This is a genomic window from Plantactinospora sp. B5E13 (assembly GCF_039871775.1).
Lineage (GTDB): Bacteria > Actinomycetota > Actinomycetes > Mycobacteriales > Micromonosporaceae > Plantactinospora.
In genome coordinates, this window is sequence record NZ_JBDPLT010000008.1 from 174837 (window position 1) to 193385 (window position 18549).

At 73.2% G+C, this 18549-nt stretch carries 13 protein-coding genes; 8 read left to right on the forward strand and 5 right to left on the reverse strand.

The window, feature by feature from the left end; all coding sequences use genetic code 11:
- The first annotated feature begins 56 nt into the window (after positions 1-56).
- The 5 genes from ABGB05_RS10475 (at position 57) to cydC (ending at position 7599) form a co-directional block, all read left to right on the forward strand.
- On the forward strand, positions 57-2279 hold the full coding sequence (locus ABGB05_RS10475; RefSeq protein ID WP_347653026.1) for a glycogen debranching N-terminal domain-containing protein: 2223 nt from the start codon (positions 57-59) through the stop codon (positions 2277-2279).
- Positions 2280-2334: 55 nt separating this feature from the next.
- Positions 2335-2733: a BlaI/MecI/CopY family transcriptional regulator gene (locus tag ABGB05_RS10480; protein WP_347653027.1), complete on the forward strand. Its 399-nt coding sequence runs from the start codon at positions 2335-2337 to the stop codon at positions 2731-2733.
- A 6-nt stretch (positions 2734-2739) separates the two neighbouring features.
- A complete protein-coding gene (locus ABGB05_RS10485; protein ID WP_347653028.1) occupies positions 2740-3663 on the forward strand; it encodes a M48 family metalloprotease in 924 nt (307 codons plus the stop codon).
- Positions 3664-3901: 238 nt separating this feature from the next.
- A complete protein-coding gene (cydD, locus tag ABGB05_RS10490; protein WP_347653029.1) occupies positions 3902-5716 on the forward strand; it encodes a thiol reductant ABC exporter subunit CydD in 1815 nt (604 codons plus the stop codon).
- Positions 5713-7599: a thiol reductant ABC exporter subunit CydC gene (cydC, locus tag ABGB05_RS10495; RefSeq protein WP_347653030.1), complete on the forward strand. Its 1887-nt coding sequence runs from the start codon at positions 5713-5715 to the stop codon at positions 7597-7599. Before cydD ends, cydC begins: the two co-directional genes overlap by 4 nt.
- Positions 7600-7661: 62 nt before the next feature.
- Here the strand turns inward: cydC and ABGB05_RS10500 are convergent, their stop codons facing one another.
- On the reverse strand, positions 7662-8003 hold the full coding sequence (locus ABGB05_RS10500) for a helix-turn-helix transcriptional regulator (protein ID WP_347653031.1): 342 nt from the start codon (positions 8001-8003) through the stop codon (positions 7662-7664).
- A gap of 155 nt (positions 8004-8158) precedes the next feature.
- Here ABGB05_RS10500 and ABGB05_RS10505 point away from each other — a divergent pair, with 155 nt between their 5' ends.
- From ABGB05_RS10505 to ABGB05_RS10515, 3 genes are all read left to right on the forward strand, one after another.
- Complete coding sequence (locus ABGB05_RS10505) at positions 8159-9151, forward strand: DNA primase (protein ID WP_347653032.1); 993 nt, start codon at positions 8159-8161, stop codon at positions 9149-9151.
- Positions 9152-9188: 37 nt separating this feature from the next.
- A complete protein-coding gene (locus tag ABGB05_RS10510) occupies positions 9189-11546 on the forward strand; it encodes a transposase (RefSeq protein WP_347653033.1) in 2358 nt (785 codons plus the stop codon).
- 359 nt (positions 11547-11905) lie between these two features.
- Positions 11906-13114, forward strand: a complete 1209-nt coding sequence (locus ABGB05_RS10515; RefSeq protein WP_347653034.1) for an ABC transporter substrate-binding protein — start codon at positions 11906-11908, stop codon at positions 13112-13114.
- 498 nt (positions 13115-13612) lie between these two features.
- On the opposite strand, the gene ABGB05_RS10520 is transcribed toward ABGB05_RS10515, so the two are convergent.
- The 4 genes from ABGB05_RS10520 to ABGB05_RS10535 form a co-directional block, all read right to left on the reverse strand.
- Positions 13613-14200, reverse strand: a complete 588-nt coding sequence (locus tag ABGB05_RS10520; protein ID WP_347653035.1) for an ATP/GTP-binding protein — start codon at positions 14198-14200, stop codon at positions 13613-13615.
- Position 14201: 1 nt separating this feature from the next.
- A complete protein-coding gene (locus tag ABGB05_RS10525) occupies positions 14202-14579 on the reverse strand; it encodes a DUF742 domain-containing protein (protein WP_101371820.1) in 378 nt (125 codons plus the stop codon).
- A 107-nt stretch (positions 14580-14686) separates the two neighbouring features.
- Positions 14687-15091 carry a roadblock/LC7 domain-containing protein gene (locus ABGB05_RS10530; protein WP_347653036.1) on the reverse strand — a complete coding sequence of 135 codons (405 nt, stop codon included), beginning with the start codon at positions 15089-15091 and terminating at the stop codon, positions 14687-14689.
- The gene (locus ABGB05_RS10535) at positions 15088-18504 is read right to left on the reverse strand and encodes a nitrate- and nitrite sensing domain-containing protein (RefSeq protein ID WP_347653037.1); all 3417 of its coding nucleotides are present in this window, start codon (positions 18502-18504) and stop codon (positions 15088-15090) included. Before ABGB05_RS10535 ends, ABGB05_RS10530 begins: the two co-directional genes overlap by 4 nt.
- Positions 18505-18549: the final 45 nt, after the last annotated feature.

An 18549-nucleotide genomic window follows, 5' to 3' on the forward strand; every position in this document is an offset into this window, starting at 1 on the left:
ACCAGGTTGTTCGCCCACCTAGGATCGATCACGGTTCCCGGGTGAGCGGAGGCGCCGTGACGAACACCGTGGGCCGGCCCACCCCGGCGGACCCGACGCCGGGGGCCGCCCCGCCCGACCAGACCCCCAGCCCGGTGGTCCGTAACCTGCCGCCGGACCTCGGGCCGGACGCGGTCGGGATCTTCGAGGGGATGTCGTTCCTCATCTCCAACCGGGTCGGCGACGTGCCGCCCGGCTCGATCGGCGGCCTGGTGCACCACGACACCCGGCTGCTGAACCGGTGGGAACTGACCCTCGACGACGCGCCGCTGCTCGTCCTGGCCGCCGGCCTGGTCCACGACTACTCGGCCAGCTTCTTCCTGGCCAACGCCGAACTGCCCGGGCTCGCCGCGAACACCGTCGGCGTCCGCCGGCACCGGTTCATCGGCGAGCACGTGCACGAACGCATCGTGCTGCAGTGCTTCGAACGGAAACCGGTGCCGGTGCGGCTGCGGCTCGCCGTCGGCACCGACTTCGCCGACCTCTTCGAGATCAAGGAGAGCGTCCGGGACCGGTCGGCACTGATCACCCGGGACCACGCCGCCGACGGCTCGGGGTTGACCTTCCGCTACACCAACGGCGGGTTCTCGGTCTGCGCCGAGGTACGGGTCGACACGCCGGCCACCCGGGTCGAGGGCGACGACCTGGTGTGGGACCTCGAACTGCGGCCGAACGAGACGTGGCGGTGCAACGTCACGGTGCCGCTGGAGCTGTGGCCGCTCGACGCCGCGCCGGTCCGGCGCCGGTTCGAGGAGGTGTTCCTCGGCGCGCCGGCCGGGCCCGAGGGGCAGGACCACGGGATCGAGGTACGTCGCCGGATCCCCCGGTTGCGGGACGGTTCCGAACTGCTGCGGGACGTGTACGACCGGTCGGTCTCCGACCTGGTCGCCATGCGGATCTACAAGGACCTGCGTAAGGAGCCGGAGTTCCGGACGAAGCTGCTGCGGATCGGACGCGGTGACGATCCACTGCTGCTCTGCTCGGCCGGGCTGCCCTGGTTCCTCACCATCTTCGGCCGGGACATGCTGATCACCGCATACCAGATGATCGCTTTCTGGCAGGACCTGGCGTACGGGGTGCTGGTGATGCTCGCCACGCACCAGGCCACCGAGTGGGACGACTTCCGGGACGCGGAACCGGGCAAGATCATGCACGAGATGCGTCGGGGTGAACTGACCCAGCTCGGCCTCAAACCGCACAGCCGGTACTACGGCACCGCCGACGCCACCCAGCTCTGGCTGATCCTGCTCTCCGAGTACTGGCGGTGGACCGGCGACGACCAGCTGGTCGTGGCCCTGCGCGAGCACCTCGACGCCGCGCTGCGCTGGATCGACGAGTACGGCGACCTGGACGGCGACGGCTACGTCGAGTACGCCACCCGTTCGCCGCAGGGGCTCGGCAACCAGTGCTGGCGCGACTCGTGGAACGGGGTGCTGTTCGCCAACGGGATCGTGCCGTACCTGCCGATCGCCACCTGTGAACTGCAGGGTTACAGCTACGACGCGAAGTTGCGGGTCGCCGAGCTCGCCGACGGGCCGCTGGCCGATCCGGCGCTCGCGCAACGGCTCCGCACGGAGGCGGGCGCGTTGTACGAGCGGTTCAACCGCGACTTCTGGATCGACGACCGGGGCGGCTACTACGCGGTCGGCCTGGACGGCGACAAGCAGCGGATCGACTCGCTGACCTCCAACCTCGGGCACCTGCTGTGGAGCGGGATCGTGCCGCCGGACCGGGCCCGGATCCTGGCCCACCAGCTCCTGTCCGACCAGCTCTTCTCCGGTTGGGGGGTCCGCACCACGGCCAGCAGCGACCCGGCCTTCAACCCGATCGGTTACCACATGGGCACGGTCTGGCCGCACGACAACTCGATCATCGTCCACGGTCTGGCCCGGTACGGCTTCCGGGAGGAGGCCAACCGGATCGTCATGGCGATGCTGGAGGCGGCCAAGCACTCGAACGGCCGGCTGCCGGAGGCGTTCTCCGGCTACGACCGGTCCCTGGGACGCTCACCGGTGCAGTATCCGACCGCCTGCAACCCGCAGGCCTGGGCCAGCGGGGCACCGCTGCTGTTCCTCCGTACCGTGCTCGGGCTCGACGCGGTGGACGGGCAGGTCCGGCTCGACCCCGTGGTGCCGGCCCCGCTCGGCCGGATCCTGCTGATCGGCAGCAACGCCTTCGGGAAGCGCTGGGACATCGAGGCCGTCGGCGACCAGGCGGACATCCGGCTCAGTGGGTCGTGAAGGGCCGCCCCGGCAGGGAAACCGACGTACGACGATGGGTAGTAGACTTGTCGTCGTGACACGACTCGGTGATCTCGAACGTGCGGTGATGGACGTGCTCTGGGACCGGAGTACGGACGGCGGCGTCACGGTGCGTGAGGTGGCCGAAGCGCTACGGGACCGCGAGTTGGCGTACACCACGGTGATGACGGTGCTGGACCGGCTCGCCGGCAAGGGCATGGTGGAGCGGGAGCGGGAGGGTCGGGCCTGGCGGTACCGGCCAGCCGCCAGCCGGGAGGCGCACATCGCCCGGCTGATGCTCGACGCGCTCGACCTGGCCGGCAGTCGGGACGCCGCGCTGGTCCGGTTCGCCCGGTCGGTGACCGGCACCGAGGCCGAGGTCCTGCGGGCCGCACTCGACGAGGAGGCCACCGGCACCGTCGACCGGCCGCCCGCGCCCGAGCGGCGGGGCTGACCCCCGATGCCGTACGTCGCCCATTTCGCGGTCACCGCCCTGGCCTGCTACCTGGCCGCGCAGGCGCTCACCGGGTCAGGTCGGCTCGGTGCGGCGTGGACCTGGCACAGCCCCCGGATCGCGATCATCTGCTGGCAGGCGGTCGGGCTGGCCCTCGGGCTCTCCGCGATCGGCCTGCCGCTCTCGGTCGGGCTGGCCCCGTACGGGGAGAGCACCGGCTCGGCGCTGCGCTCGCTCGGCGCCGACCTGCTCGACGGCGGTCCGCTGCCGCCCGGTCTGGGGGTGACTCAGCTGGCCCTGGTCGGCGTCGGGTTCGGGGTGGCCGCGGTGCTGCTCGGCACGACGGCCCGCAGCATCGCCAGCACGCTGCGCGCCCAGCGTCGGCACCGCGACCTGCTCACCCTGGTGGCCCGGGACGATCCGGCCGCGCCCGGCGCGCTGGTCCTCGACCACCCGAGCGCCGCCGCCTACTGCCTGCCCGGGGTACGCCCACAGGTGGTGGTCAGCGCCGGCACCCTGAGCCTGCTGGATCGGCCGCAGCTGGCCGCCGTGCTGAGCCACGAGCGGGCGCACGCCGACGAGCGGCACGACCTGGTGCTGCTGCCGTTCACCGCGCTGTGCCGGGCGCTGCCCTGGGCCCGGTGGGTGCGGGCCGCGCACGAGACGGTCGGCCTGCTGGTCGAGATGCGGGCCGACGACAAGGCCCGGGACCAGCACGCGGACGCGCCGCTCGCCGCCGCGCTGCTGCGGTTCGCGACCGCCGGGTCGCGGATCACCCCGGCCGGCGCGCTCGGCGTCGCCGACACGCACCTGGACGCCCGGGTACGCCGGTTGCTGGTGACGCCGCGGGTGAACCGGCTGCCCGGGGTGACCGCGCTGGTGCTGGCGACGATCCTGGTCAGCCTGCCGATCTCGCTCTTCCTGCGCTGAACCGGGCCGGGTCCGAGGCCGACCGCCTCCGCTGTGAGCTGGCTCGCCGGCCTGCGCCGGCAGCCGTAGTAGCCTTTACTACGACTCGTAGTAACGGGCATCGCCACCCATCCGTCCCGGGCGGCGCCGGAGCTACCGAGCCCGCCGACCGGACCGCTGCCGCCGGTACTGTTCGGCTTCCAACCGGCCTGCTGGTGGTGCTTCCGACGCCGGCCCGACAACGGACGGTGGTCCACTGGTGAGCCGTCGACCCTTCGACCCGCGCCTGCTGCACCGGGTTCCCGGGGCCCGACCGCAGCTCGGCGTACTCGCCCTGCTCGGCGTCGCCGCCGCCGCGCTGGTCGTGGTCCAGGCCGGCACCCTGGCAACCGTGCTGGCGGCGGCCGCCGGAGGAGAGCTGCACCGGACCGCCCTGGCCGGTTTCCTGGCCAGCATCGCCGGCCGGGCTGCCCTGGTCTGGGCGCGGGGCCTGGTGGCGTCCCGGCTCGCCGCGACGGTGAAGGCGGCACTCCGGGCCGACCTGCTCGGCGCCGTGACCCGGCACGGACCGGCCTGGCTCGCCGGACAGCGGGCCGGACAGCTCGCCACGCTGGCCGGACGGGGCCTCGACGCGCTCGACGCGTACTTCACCGGTTACCTGCCGCAGCTGGTGCTGGGCGTCACGGTGCCGGTGGCGGTGCTCGCCCAGCTGGCGTACGCCGACTGGAGCTCCGCCCTGATCATCGCGGTGACCCTGCCGTTGATCCCGATCTTCGGCGCTCTGCTCGGCTGGCAGGCACAGGCCGCGACGGAACGGCAGTGGCGGCGACTCAGCCTGCTCGGCGGTCACTTCCTCGACATGGTGACCGGGCTGCCGACGCTGCGCGTCTTCGGCCGGGCCCGCGCCCAGGTGGCGGTGGTCCGCCGGATGGCCAACCAGCACCGGGTCGCGACCATGCGGACGCTGCGGGTGGCCTTCCTCTCCGCGCTGGTCCTCGAACTCGTCGCCACCCTTTCGGTGGCGCTGGTCGCGGTACCGATCGGCCTGCGGCTGCTCGACGGCGGACTCTCCCTGCGCACCGCGCTGCTGGTGCTGCTGCTCGCCCCCGAGGCGTTCCTGCCGCTGCGGGCCGCCGGCAGCCAGTTCCACGCCAGTCAGGAGGGGCTGACCGCGCTGGACGAGGCGTTGACCCTGCTGCACCCGGCGGACGCCGACGGCGCCACCCACACGCCCGGTACGTCCCCCGGTCCGTCGCCGACGACGCCCCCGAACGGTCTCCCGGCGCCGACCGTGGCGCCGGCGCCGGACGGCCGCTCGGCGTCGGCGCCGACGCCCGACGACCGGCCGGGGTCGGTCGGGGTGATCCGGTTCGAGGCGGTCACCGTGGAGTACCAGCGGACCACCGCGCTCCGGGAGGTCTCGCTGACCATCCGACCCGGCGAGCGGGTCGCGATCGTCGGCCCGAGCGGCGCTGGCAAGAGCACCCTGCTCCACCTGCTGCTCGGCTTCGTCGCTCCGACCAGCGGACGGATCACCGTCGACGACGTCGACCTCGCCGCACTCGACCTCGACGAGTGGCGTCGCCGGCTGGCCTGGGTGCCCCAGCGGGCCCATCTGTTCGCCACCTCGCTGGCGGACAACATCCGGCTCGGCGTGCCGGACGCCGACACCGGAGCAGTCCGGGCGGCGGTCCGGGCCGCCGCCCTCGACGAGGTGGTGGCCCGGCTGCCGGACGGACTGCGAACCCGACTCGGCGAGCGGGGACACGGACTCTCCAGCGGGGAACGGCAGCGGGTCGCGCTGGCCCGGGCCTTCCTGCGGGACGCACCGGTCGTCCTGCTCGACGAGCCCACCGCCCGGCTCGACAGCGCCTCCGAGGCGGCCGTACTCGCGGCGACCCGTCGACTTGTCGTCGGGCGTACCGCCCTGCTGGTGGCGCACCGACCGACGCTGCTGGCCGGAGTGGACCGCGTCCTGCGGGTGACGAACGGCCTGGTCGTCGAGGAACCGACACCCGGCACGGTCCCACAGACGTCCCCGGCCGGACTGGTTCCGGAAGGCAGGCCGGCATGACGGGACGGACCGGAGACAGCCCAACACGCCCGGCGCGGACGCTGCGGGCGGAACGTGTGATCTGGCGACTCAGCCGCCCGTACCTGGGTCGGCTGGTCGGCGCCGGCCTGCTCGCCGCCGGCACCGAACTCGCCGGGCTGGTCCTGATGGCGACCGCGACCTGGCTGCTGATCAGCGCCGCCGGCCGCCCGCCGCTGGACACCCTGACCGTCGCGATCGTCGCGGTCCGGGCCCTGGCCATCAGCCGTGGCCTGCTCCGCTACACCGAACGGCTGGCCGGGCACGACGCCGCACTGCGGGTGGTGACCGAGGTCCGGACCCGGGTCTTCGCCACCCTGGCCTCGGCCGGGCGCACCACCGCCGGGCAACGCTCCGGCGACCTGCTCAGCCGGCTCGTCTCGGATGTGGAGGCGGTCCAGGACCTGCTGCTGCGGGTGCTGGTTCCGGCGGTCGCCGCGACCGTCGTGGCCGGCCTCGCGATCGGCGGCACGGCCCTCGTCTCCGGTCCCGCCGCGCTGGCGCTCGCCGGGGGCCTGCTGCTCGCCGGAGTGGCGCTGCCCGTCCTGGCCACGGTCCTCACCCGGCGTACGTCGGCCCTGGTCGCACCGCTGCGAGGGGCCCTCGCCGTGGACGCGGTGGACCTCACCCACGGGGCGGCCGAGTTGGCCGCCTTCGGCGCGAGCCGGGCCGCCCTGGACGGGGCGGCCACCCGGGCCCGGGAACTGGCCCAACTGGAACGCCGGATGGCGGCCGCCACCTGGGCGGTCGACGGTCTCGGGGTACTGCTGTCCGGCGCGACCAGTGCCGCCGTTGTCGTGGTGGCGCTCCGGGCGGAGGTGGGCGGAGTTCTGGTCGGTGTGCTCGCGGTCGGCACCCTCGCCGCGGTCGAGGCGGCGCTGGCGCTGGTCGGTGCCGCCCGGCAGTGGACCCAGCTGCGTCCCGGGCTGGACCGGGTGGCCGAACTGCTCGCCGACCCCGACGGCCTCGCCACCGCCGAACCGGATTCTGCCGAGCCCCGCCCCGCCGAGCCCCGCCCCGCCGACGCGCCGTCCGCCGGTGCCGGCCCGGCCACCGGGCGGGTGGGCACCGCATCCGACCGGAGCGGGTCGGAGACCGCGCGGGCTGGCTGCCGGCTGGTCGAGGTGACCGTCCGGTACCGGCCGGACGCACCCCCCGCACTCGACCGGGTGAGCCTGGAACTGCCGCCGGGACGCCGGATCGCCGTGGTCGGCCCGAGCGGGGCGGGAAAGAGCACGCTGCTCGGCGTACTGACCGGGGCGGTACGACCGGAGGCCGGCCGGGTGACCGTCGACGACACCGACCTGGCGGCCCTGCCCGCCGAACGGCGGTCCCGGGCGGTCAGCGGTCTGCTCGCCGAGGCGCACGTCTTCCACACGACCGTCCGGGAGAACCTGCTGCTCGGCCGGAGCACCGCGACCGAGGACGAGTTGACCGCCGCCGCCGGAGCCGCCGGCCTGCTCGACTGGGTACGTCAACAGCCGGCCGGCTGGGAGACGGTGGTGGGCGAGGACGGCGGTCAGCTCTCCGGCGGCCAACGCCAGCGGCTCGCCCTGGCCCGGGCCCTGCTCTCGGCGCCAACCCACGTGCTGCTGCTCGACGAGCCGACCGAGGGTCTCGATCCACGCGCCGCCGACCGGGTGCTCGCCTCCGCCACCGGGTACGCCGGACCGACCCGTACCGTGTTGCTGGTCACACACCGGTTGTCCGAACTGGAGGCGTACGACGAGATCGTCGTCCTCGATTCGGGCCGGATCAGGCAGCGCGGCCAGCACGCCGACCTGGTCGACCAGCCCGGCTGGTACCGCGACCAGTGGCAACGCCAGCACGACGCGGAACTCGCCTATCCGGCGCCGCGCGGCTGAGCACGGGGGTCCGACGCCCGACGGCCCGCGGCGGCGGGTGTCAGGCCCGCCGGCGTCGGGTGTCAGGCCGGCGCGGACGGCGACTGCGGGACGTCCAGGAACCGGCTCACCGTCGAACTGAACTCCCGCCAACTGCTCCGCTGGCCGGCCAGCGCGCGACGCCCGGCGTCGGTCAACTCGTAGGTACGGCGTTCGCGACCGTTGACCGTGCTCCAGGCACTGCTGACAAAACCGGCGCGCTCCAGCCGGCGCAGCGCCGGGTAGATCGTCCCGGTCGGCAGATCGAGCACACCACCGCTGCGGGCCCGGAGCACCTCGATGATCGCGTAGCCGTGTTGCGCACCTCCTTCGAGCACTGCGAGCAGCAGCGCGTCGAGGTGACCGTGCAACGACTGCGCGTTCATAGGTAGCAAGCCTACTAATGGGTGTGGCGAGAACCAACGGGGTGCCGGCATCCGCGTCCGTCACCGGCCTACTAGGGTGTGTGCGCAGAGTCACCGATCCGCCGGCACCCGGGCCGGGTCGGGGGTGCCCATACCGAGCGCACACGGAGGTCAGAGTGGCCCGCCAGTCGTCCCACCGGCCCGACACCGACGAGCCTGGCAACGAGCCCGTCGAGAGTGACAGCCCCACCGACTCGGAACAGGACGAGGCCGGGTCAACGGAGACCGCCGCGACCGACCGGAGCGGGACGCCGTCCGACCCGGACCGGTCGTTGTGGGAAGCGGTCCGGATCGACCCGGTCGAGATCGCCCTGCCCGCCGGCTCCGGTTTCACCCTGCGGGCCTACCGCCCCTCGACCGCGCTGACCCCGACCGACATCAGCGAGCGGGAGCAGGACGACCTCTTCGCCGGCCGCTCCCGGGCGGTGCTGGAGGAGGACGAGGACGACGAGACCGTCGTGATCCTCGACGAGGAGCTCGCCGAGCAGTTCGCCGAGGCCGACGAGGAGGACGGCGACTCCGACGCGGCGAAGAGCCGGTCCGGCCGTCGGAACGCGCAGGACAGCGCCGACGACGAGTCCGCCGAGGAGACGGCGGACGAGAAGGAAGAGGAGGACGAGGGCGAGGAGGTGCCCGCCTTCCTCACCCACCGCGGCAAGCTCCTGCTCTTCAAGAGCCCGGAAGGGCTCGTCACCTTCATCCGTTCCGGCGCCCCGCACGACCTGGCCCAGCTCGACACCTGGGACGAGCTCGTCGAGCGGGTCGAGCCGGCGGACATCGCCCCGCTCGACGAGGACTCCTACGAGCTCGACCTCGTGGTGGAGAATCTGCGCGGCGGACACGACGTGTGGGACGCCACGCTGCTCATCGAGGCCGGCGAGGTCTCCAGGGACCTGGCGTACGCTCTACGTCTGCCGGCCGTACTGGACATGCTGTCGCCCGGCTCCAGCCTGGACGACCTCGACGAGGCACTCCGGGCGACCGTCAGCGGTGGCCTGGGCGGCTTCCGGGGGCGGCGGCGACTGAGGAAAATCGGGGCACAAACCGCAAGTCTCGGGTGGCGCACGATTATCGGCAAGATCTCTGCCGCTGTGGACTGGCGCGACTGACCCCTAACCAGGGAGCATCAGTCTTTGGCACACCCCTGTGTCTCGGGAGGAGGACGACGCCGTGGCGCTCGTGCGGGTGTACTGCGGTCTGGCCTCTGCGGATTCAGCGGGCGGGCCGGCTCCGGCCGGCGCGACGCTGACCTCCGCGGTGGTTGACGACGCAGGCAGGCTGCTTCACGTCTGCGAGATCACCGACGACCCCGCCGGCTACGCCCGGCTGGTCGCGGTGCTCGTGGAACGGGGCAGCGGACCGAGCGGCGCGGCCGTCGCGACCGACAGCGACGACCACGCGGTGACCTCGTTGCTGAACGCGGCGGGACGTCCGTTGGCCATCGCGGACGACGACCTGGTCGACGACTTCGCCGAGCGTTTCGCCGACGACGAGTCGCCGGAGGAGCGCGAGTCCGCGCCGGCCGTACGCCGGGCCGTCGGGCTCGCCCGGGCGCTGCAGGCCGGTGCCCTCTCCGCGACCGCCCTGCCGCCCTCCCGCGACCTGTCCACCTTCACGCCGGTCCTCGCCGCCCACGCGGCCCTGGCGAACGGTCGGCACGCCGCCGCGGTGGCGCTGCGCGAGGTACTCCGGGAGCTCTACCCGGCCGCGTTGCGGGCCTACCCGGATCCGGCCGAGCCGGTCTCCCTCGCGGTGCTGGACGCCCTGCCCGAGCCGGGCATGCTGAACGGCGCCGGTGCCCGTGCCCGGGACGCGGCCGCGACGGCCGACGCCGTCGCCGCCCACCTCGCCGCCGACGGCGTTGCCGAGGCCGACACCCTCACCGACGCCGTGACCGCGCTGCGCGTCGCCATCGCGGAGACGCCACGACGCGGTCCCGCGACCAACAACAAGGCGTTCACCGCCGCGTCCGCCGAGACCGTACGCCAGGCTGTCGCCGCCGTACGCGCCTGCGACGCCGGCTGCGACGCGCTGGTCGCCACATTGGCCGCCCGGGTCGGCTCGCCGCCGGCCGGCGCGCGCCGGGCCGGTCGACGGGCCGTCGAGCCCGCCGCACCAGCCGTTCCCGGAACGCGCGCCGGGTCGACACCGGAACGCGAGCCGGCGCCGGGCCTGGGCCGGCGGAGCCGGCACCAGCCGGTACCGGCGAACGGCACGCCGGCCAGCCCACAGCCGCTGGGGCCGCCGCCGGTCGCTCCCGCGCCGGTCGCACCGCCACCGGTCGCACCGTCGCCGATCACTCCCGCGTCCGCGCCACCGCTGGCACCCGCCGCGTCACACTCGACCGCCGCGCCGGTCTCCGGCCCGCCCCGGGAGCCCCGCACCGCGCCGCCGTCCTCCGCGCCACCGGCCTGGCAGGGCGACACCGGAGCCAACCGTCCGGTCTCCGCCCCGCCGCCCCCGCCGCCTGGCATCACCCCGATCCCGCCCAGCCAGCGTGGTTCGATTCCGCCGGCCGAGGCCGGCGAACCGTTCCGGGCCACACTCACCACCGCGGCGATCAACAGCGCCCGCAACGAGCGGCAGCGGCCGACCGTGGTCCCACCCCGACCGAAGACCAACGGGGAGCCACGGCCGGGCACCATCTCGGCCGCCGGGCTCACCGTCTCCGTACCCGCCGCCCGGCCGGAGCCGGCTCCGGCACCCGGGTCACGGGCGAACTGGCCGCTGGTCAACTCCGGCGACGAGCAGGACGACCGGGCTGGCGGTCCGGGCTACCCGGGGTACGCCGGTGACCAGGCCGCCGATCGGGACGTACCCGGAAACCGGCCCACCAGTGCGGCGCCGGCCGACGGTCGGGTGACCCCGCCCTGGCAGGCCGACGACCTGCCACCGGAACCGCCCGCGCTGCGTCTGGTCGAACCGTCGGTGGCCGAGCGGACCCGGCACAACGGGCTCTCCGGCGGTGAGCCGCCGTTGCGGCGGGCCGAGGAGGAACCGGTCCGGACCGAACAGACCGCGCCGCCCGCCGCCCGCCGCACCGTCGAGCCCGGCCCCCCGCCGGTCGCCGACGAGGGCGACGGCGACCTGCTGATCTTCGCCGCCGCACGGTCGGCGTGGTTCACCGGTCACGCCGAGGACGACGAGGTCGAGTGGTCGTCCACCGCGGACAGCGGCTGGCGGGCCGCCGAGCAGGCCGCCAAGCCCTCGGTCGGTGCCTCGACCGGCGCCGGGCTGCCGAAGCGGGTCCCCCAGGCCAACCTGGTGCCCGGCTCGCCGCTGCGCGACGAGCGACCGCTGCGCATCGTCCGGGACGCGGCCCGGATCGCCGAGCACACCACCGGCTACTTCCGGGGCTGGCGGCGGGGCCAGGAGATCGGCGGCTACGCGGTCGGTGGCCGCCCGGGCCGCGAGGCGGCCGGCGGATGGGACTTCAGCCGCGACCACGAGGACCGGGCGGAGACGCCGGACTACGAGTACCGCTCGGCGGGCTACCGCTCCTGATCCACGTCCCCGGACTATCCGGGCCGAGACCCAGCCGGGCCGGTGCTGACGACAATCGTCGGTGCCGGCCCGTTCCGCGTACGCGACATCCCCGCCGCGCCGGGGACCTCCCGATGGCCGGCGATCAGGGAGTGGCGGTGGTCGCCGCCCGGATCACGGCATTGGCATCCACCGGTTGGACCACTGCCGGCACCGATCCGGCCAACACCGTTCAACTGACTGTCCAATCAGCCCGAAAGCCACTCTCACCTGGTGTTTCTCGCCACACTGCACAGAGTTGACGACACACTGCGACGATCGGGACCATACCGGCGGGACCCCGGACGACACCGGTGACCAGGCACGAAGGGCGGCAGCGGATGGCTGGACAGGCAGTCGGGAGTTGGACGCTCAGCCGACGCGGCCTACTGGCGACGGCGGCCACCAGCCTGCTCGCCGCGTGTGGTCGGACCGAGGTGCCGGGGGTCCGGCGGCCCGAGAACCCCGAACTCGTGATCGGGGCCAACCTCGAACTCACCGGCGTCGGACGGTTCATGGGCCTGCTCCAGGAGCGTTCGCTGCGGATCATGGCCGACACGCTCAACGAGGCACAGGTCCCGGTCGGCAACCTGCGCCGCACCATCCGGCTGGTCATCCGGGACAACAAGAGCAACCCCCGGGTCGCGGCGGACCAGACCGCCGAGCTGGCCACCCGCGAGAACGTGCACGCCATCGTCGGCGGCTGCCTCGCCGAGACCTCGCTGCGGATCATCCCGGCCGCCGAGGAGCACCAGGTGCCGTTCATCTCCTTCGCCGCCGCCGACAACCTCACCACGCCGCTCTCCGAGCGGACCTACATCTACAAGCTCGCCCCGGACGCCCGCGACATGGCCCGGGCGTTGGGCGCGCTGATCCGCTCGCAGAAGCTCCAGCGGGTCGGACTGCTGGCTGCGGCAGGGCCGCACGGCGATTCGGGCCTACGAGCCGTCACAGCGGCCCTGGAGAGCAACGACCGCACCCTGGTCGCCACCGCCCGACTGCCGCGTGCCGAGGGTGCCGACTGCGGCCCGGCGGCCGAACGGGTTGTCGTCCAGTCCCCCGACGCGGTCATCATCTGGGGAACCTCCCCGTTCGCCGGTGCCGCGGCCCGGGCGGTCCGGGACACCGGTTACACCGGTGCCCTCTTCTTCGACGCCGGTGCGGTCAGCGAGGAGCTCCTCGACGAGCGGAACAGCCCGGCCGTCGAGGGCGCGTACGCCGTACACCCCATCTCGTTGAGTGGTTCGTCGCTCACCAACACCACCACGGCCGGGCTGGCCCGACGGGACTTCGTCTACCGGTACATCCACGAACACGGCGCGTTCAGCGGCTTCGCCCCCTACGGCGCCGACGCGGTACGACTGATCGCCGACGCGGCACGACTCGGCAAGAGCGTCGACCGGGGCCGGATCCGGGCCTATCTGGCCACCCAGGTCGTCGAGGGCATCGCCGGAGCGTACTCGTTCTCGCCGATCTGGCATGGTGGGATGGCGCCGGACTTCCTCGGTGTCTTCACCGTGTCCAACGGGGCCTGGAGCCGGGTCTCCTGACCACCCCGCCGACTGCGGCCCGGGTCTCGCCGGCTAAGGGCCGGGTCTCGTGGACATCCCCCCGACCGGCCGGGCCGGATCCGGAGGCCGCCGCTGTCCCGGTGCGACCGTGGGGAGGCGGGCAACGTCCGAAGCGGACCGTGGTCGTTCGCGTTCCCTGGCGGGTGCCCCTCGCCGGCGCACCCCGTCGCGGGAGATGACACCGCGAGCGTCCCGGTCGGACAGCGGCGTCTGTCCCGGCTGGACGGGAGAGAGCGGCCGCTGGTCCGGACGGCCACACGGCGTACGTCCGGAAGCGACGGTGGCCCGCAGGATGCCCGGCGCGACGGCCGGTTGCCTCCACCCGGACGGCGGGCAGCGGTCAGCGACCGGTGGCGCGGATCGGCCACACCGGTGGCTGTGGTGACGTGCCGGGCCGGGACAGCCTGGACCGGGACACGACGGATGGCGCCGGCCGCGGACGTGGGTCCCGGCGCGACGGTGGAACGTCCGCCTCGGTCAGGCCGGCGCGACGGCGCGGGACCGACGCATCGTCAGCACGTACTCGACCAGCGAGATGAGGACGTGCTTGGTCGACTCCCGGTTCCGGGCGTCGCAGGCGACGACCGGTACGTCGTTGGAGATGGCCAGCGCGTCCCGCACATCCTGCGGGTCGTGGTACTGCATACCGTCGAAGCAGTTGATCGCCACGAGGTACGGCAGCCGACGGTGCTCGAAGAAGTCGATTGCCGCGAAGCAGTCGGCGAGCCGGCGGGTGTCCACCAGCACGACCGCACCGATCGCCCCTCGCACCAGCTCGTCCCACATGAACCAGAACCGCGTCTGGCCCGGGGTACCGAACAGGTAGAGGATCAGATCCCGGTCGATCGAGATCCGACCGAAGTCCATGGCGACCGTGGTGGTCGTCTTTCCCGGAACCTGCCGCGTGTCATCGACACCCACGCCGGCGGACGCCATGATCGCCTCGGTGGTCAACGGCGTGATTTCCGAGACCGAGCCAACCAGTGTCGTCTTGCCGACGCCAAAGCCACCGGCGATGACGATCTTCGCCGATGTCACGCGCCCGGGGGTTGGGCGGTGCGACATGTCAGAGCCTGCGAAGTCCACTCAGCACCCTCTCCAGCAGTTCAGTGCCCACCGCGTCGTTTGAGTCGTCCAGAATCGTCGGCTCGTGCACCGCCACCAGGCCGTCTGCGGCCATGTCGGCGATCAGGACCCGAGCTACTCCGAGCGGCAACTGCATCCGCGCCGCGATCTCCGCGAGCGACTGCAGTCGACCATCACACAGCGCGGCGATGTATTGATGCTCCCGGCCCTGGCCACCATTGCCGTTACCGGCGGACCGACCGCGCACCGTGGTCTCGACGAGCGCCTCCAGCGCGATGTCGAGCCTCGGCCGGGTCCGACCGCGGGTGACGGCGTATGGCCGTACCAGCGCGCCGGTCGGCTCGTCGCGTTCGGCCATCATCGCCGTTCACCCCCTTCTCGCCGTAGCTGAGACTCACACCATGGAGTTCGTCGTCGTTCCATTGTCGTCGCACCAGCTGGCAGCACACACCAGCCGGGTACCGCCTAGCTCAGCATCCCCGCCGCGGCCCGGGGCGGCGGCGTCAACGCGTCACCCACCCGGTCGACGAGCAATGCCATCTCGTAGCCGACCTGCCCGACGTCGGAGCTCCGGGCGGCGAGCACCGCGAAGGACGACCCGTCCGAGATGGACATCAGGAACAGGAATCCATTGTCCATCTCGACGACTGTCTGCAACACCGCCCCACCCTCAAAGCAGCGCGCCGCTCCCTGGGTAAGGCTGACCAGGCCGGACGCGATCGCGGCGAGCTGATCCGCCCGGTCGCGCGGCAGGTCCCGTGACGCCGCCAGGAGCAGGCCGTCCGCGGAGACGGCGATCGCGTGGGCGACGCCGGGCACACGATCGGCGAAGTTGGCCAGAAGCCAACCGAGATCCTGCGTAGATGTCATCCTTCATGCTCCTTCTGGCCGCTTGCGTTCGCGGGGCCCAGATCGATCTGCCCGGTCGACTGGTCGTCCGTCGGGTGCGTGCGGCCACGCTGCACCCCACGGTGGTACGCGGACAGCAGTCCTCGTACCGCCTCCGGCGTACGACGTTGCACCGAGGTGGTCGGCTTCTCCACGGCCCCGGGAACCAACTGGGCCATCGGCACCCGTTTGGGCAGACCGGTCGACGTGGTCGGGGCGTCGGGCGCCTTGGCCGCCGAGGTGGCCGCCATCGCTGCCCGCCAACCGTCGTCGGCCGCCGTACGCCAGCCGCCGCCGACCGCCTCGCCCGCTCGACCAGCGCCATTGCTGTGGCCGGTGGTGGGATCCTGCCCCACCGGTGCCGAGACGTTCACCATCGCTGCATTACCTGTCGGTGCGCTTGACGTCCGCTCCGCGTCCTGGCCGGCACCCTCCACCGTGGCGACCTGGCTGGTCGACGGGGCGGACGCGGCACCACTGGGCGAAGCGCTGGCCTCCTCGGGGGTCCGGCGGGTGCGGAACCAGGCCGACTCCAGCTCGCGGAAGATCGGCAGTTCCATGGTCTCGTCCGCGAACTTCGGTCGAGCCTCCACAGTAGCCGGTGGTTCGGCCGCGGGCCGAGGCATCCTGGGGAGTTCCGCCGTCATGTCCAGCGCGGCGGCCAACCGTTCCGGTACGGGCGGCGCGGTCGTCTCCCGGTCGGGGGTGTTGACCGGCGGCCACGCCGGAGGCGCACCGGCGCCGGGCACCTGCGTGGGCGTGGGTGCGGGCTGCGGGACCGGCGGCGCGGCGTTGAACGCCGACACCGGGGCCGGCGGGGCACTGAACGGCGACACCGACGACGTGGCCGGCGGTGCTGTCGAGGCCTGCGGGGTCGGCGTCGCCTGCACCGGCGGAGCGGAGACCGGCGGAACCGCCAGCGGCGGCGGGGCCGACTGCGCCGCGGACTGCGCCGCCTCCTGGGTGCTCTGCCGCTGTCGGGGGATGGTGAACCCCGACATCGTGGTGGTGTCGGTGGCCGGGCTGCTCTCCGCGCCCTGCTCGGTGGCACGACGCTGCGGCAGCGGCTCCACCTCGCGCCCGTCCGGGATCCGCGGCGTGAAGGGGTCGCCCCCGCCCCCGTTCAGACCCGTCCGCGCGCCGGTCAGGTCCGACCAGGCCGGCATGCTCCGCACCGAGTTCGGCGGGGTGCTGGAGCGCCCACCACCGTTCGTGACCGGTTCGTACTGCCGGGCCGGCGGAGCGGGATCCGGCTCGGCCGGACGAGAGAAGGGCGTCTCCGCGGGCCGGGTGAACGACGCGCCGCCGCTCTCCAGCGCGAGCGGGGCACCACCGAAGGTGGGACGCTGTGCCGGCGGCTGCGGTGTCGGCGCGGCCGGCAGGGCCCCGGGCTGACCGGCCCGGCCGGCGAGCGCCCGGGGAATCAGCATCGCCGCGGGCAGTGTCACATCTGCGACGGTCCCGCGCTCGTGGCCGGGACGCAGCTCGACCTGGACACCGTGTCGGGACGCCAGCCGCGCCACCACGACCAGACCCATCATCCGGGAGACGGTGACGTCCACCGCGGGCGGCTTGGCGAGCCGCTCGTTGAGGTCGTGCAACTGCTCCGCGGTGATGCCGATACCACGGTCCTCGACGTACAGCGTCGCGCGGTCGCCGACCCGGCGGGCCTCGACCAGCACCTGTGAATCCGGCGGGGAGAAGGCGGTGGCGTTGTCGAACAGCTCCGCCACCAGGTGGACGAGGTCGTTGACCGCCTGCGCCTGGACCTCGATGTCCCGGTCGACCATCCCGAACTCGATGCGGGTGTAGTGCTCGACCTCGGACTGCGCGGCCCGGAGCACGTCGATCAGGGCCGCCGGCTCGCGCTGCACGCGGGTCGAGTCGGCACCCGCGAGGACCAGCAGGTTCTCGTCGTTGCGGCGCATCCGGGTGGCCAGGTGGTCGAGCTGGAAGAGCTCGGCCAGCCGGTCCGGGTCCTCCTCACCGCGCTCCAGCCGGTCGAGGTGCCCGATCAGCCGGTCGACCAGGATCTGGGACCGACGGGCGAGGTTGACGAACATCGTCGAGACGGAGGACCGTAGCGCGGCCTGCTCGGCGGCGGTCCGGACCGCCTCCAGGTGGACCGCGTTGAACGCCTCGGTGACCTGGCCGAACTCGTCCTTGCTCCGGACCGGCAGCGGCTCGGCGATCTGGTTGGCGACCTGGACCGGGGACATCTGCGCGGTCAACTGCGGGTCACGGAGCCGGGAGACCGCGTGTGGCAGACCGTGTTCGGCGACCGCGAGCGCGCCCTGCCGGAGTTCCCGCAGCGACCGGGCCATCGAGCGGGCCACCAGGTACGCGAAGAGGATCGCGATCAGCAGCATGCTGAGCAGCAGGGCGGTCTCGCCGAAGACCTGCTGGCGTACGTCGTCACGCAGCGCGCCGGCCTGCTTGAGCACGTCACCGTCGAGCTTCGCCTCGACCTCGCGGATCAGCTGGGCGTTGCCGACCATCGCGGCGTCCCAGTCGTCCGCGTCGAACGGGGCGTCCGACATCGTCTCGTTGGTCTTGCCGCGGATCCAGCCGCTGTAGGTGTCGGCCTCGCGCTGGTCGGCGCCGGCGACCACCTGCTCGTAGAACTCGGACTCGTCCCGGCTGGCGACCGCCTCGAAGCTCTGCAGCGCCTGCTGCTGGCCGGTCTCGGTGGCGATGTAGTCGGTCCGCAGCACCGGGGTCAGCCGGTTGTCGATCAGGGCGCGGTGTACGACGACCCGGCGCATCGACAGGTATTCCTTGGCCCGCGAGGTCGCGGCGGCGGCCCGCATCCGGTCGCCCAGGTTGGTGTCACCGGCGAGCTGCGACGCCAGGTCCCGCAGGTCGAGCAGCTCGTTGATCAGCCCCTCGTACGACTGGGCGGCGTCGGTCAGCTTGAGCTTCTCGTTGATGACCTGGCTGCGGGTGCCGGGCAGGTCGTTGAGCCCCTGGTCGATCCGGCCCAGCAGGGCGTCGAAGTTGGCGGGCAGGTCGTCCAGCTCGGCCCGGCGCTCGGAGTACGGCCCTTTGGCGCCGTCGACGCGCTTGTGTACCTCGTTGTACGTCTGCAGGTACTTCTGTCGGGGTGCCTCCGCGCGGGCGCCGAGCAGCAGGACCGCGCCGGCCCGCTCGTCCTGCAGGTCGTGCACGAGCTCGCCGGAGACCTGGGCGAGTGCGGCCAGGTGGTCGGCGCGACTGGCGTTCTCGAGCCGCTCCAGGTGGTCGATGATCCCCGTCGTACCGACGACCACGACCGCGATGGTCGGCGCGATCATGATCAGCCCGAGCTTCGACCAGATCGGCATGTCGCGGAGCCGACTGATCGGCGAGCGGAGACGCGACAGGACCGTTCCTGGTCCCTTGGGCCGCTTGCTCACGTCACCGCCTTCCCATCCAGCACCCTGCGGTGGATCGAGGGCACC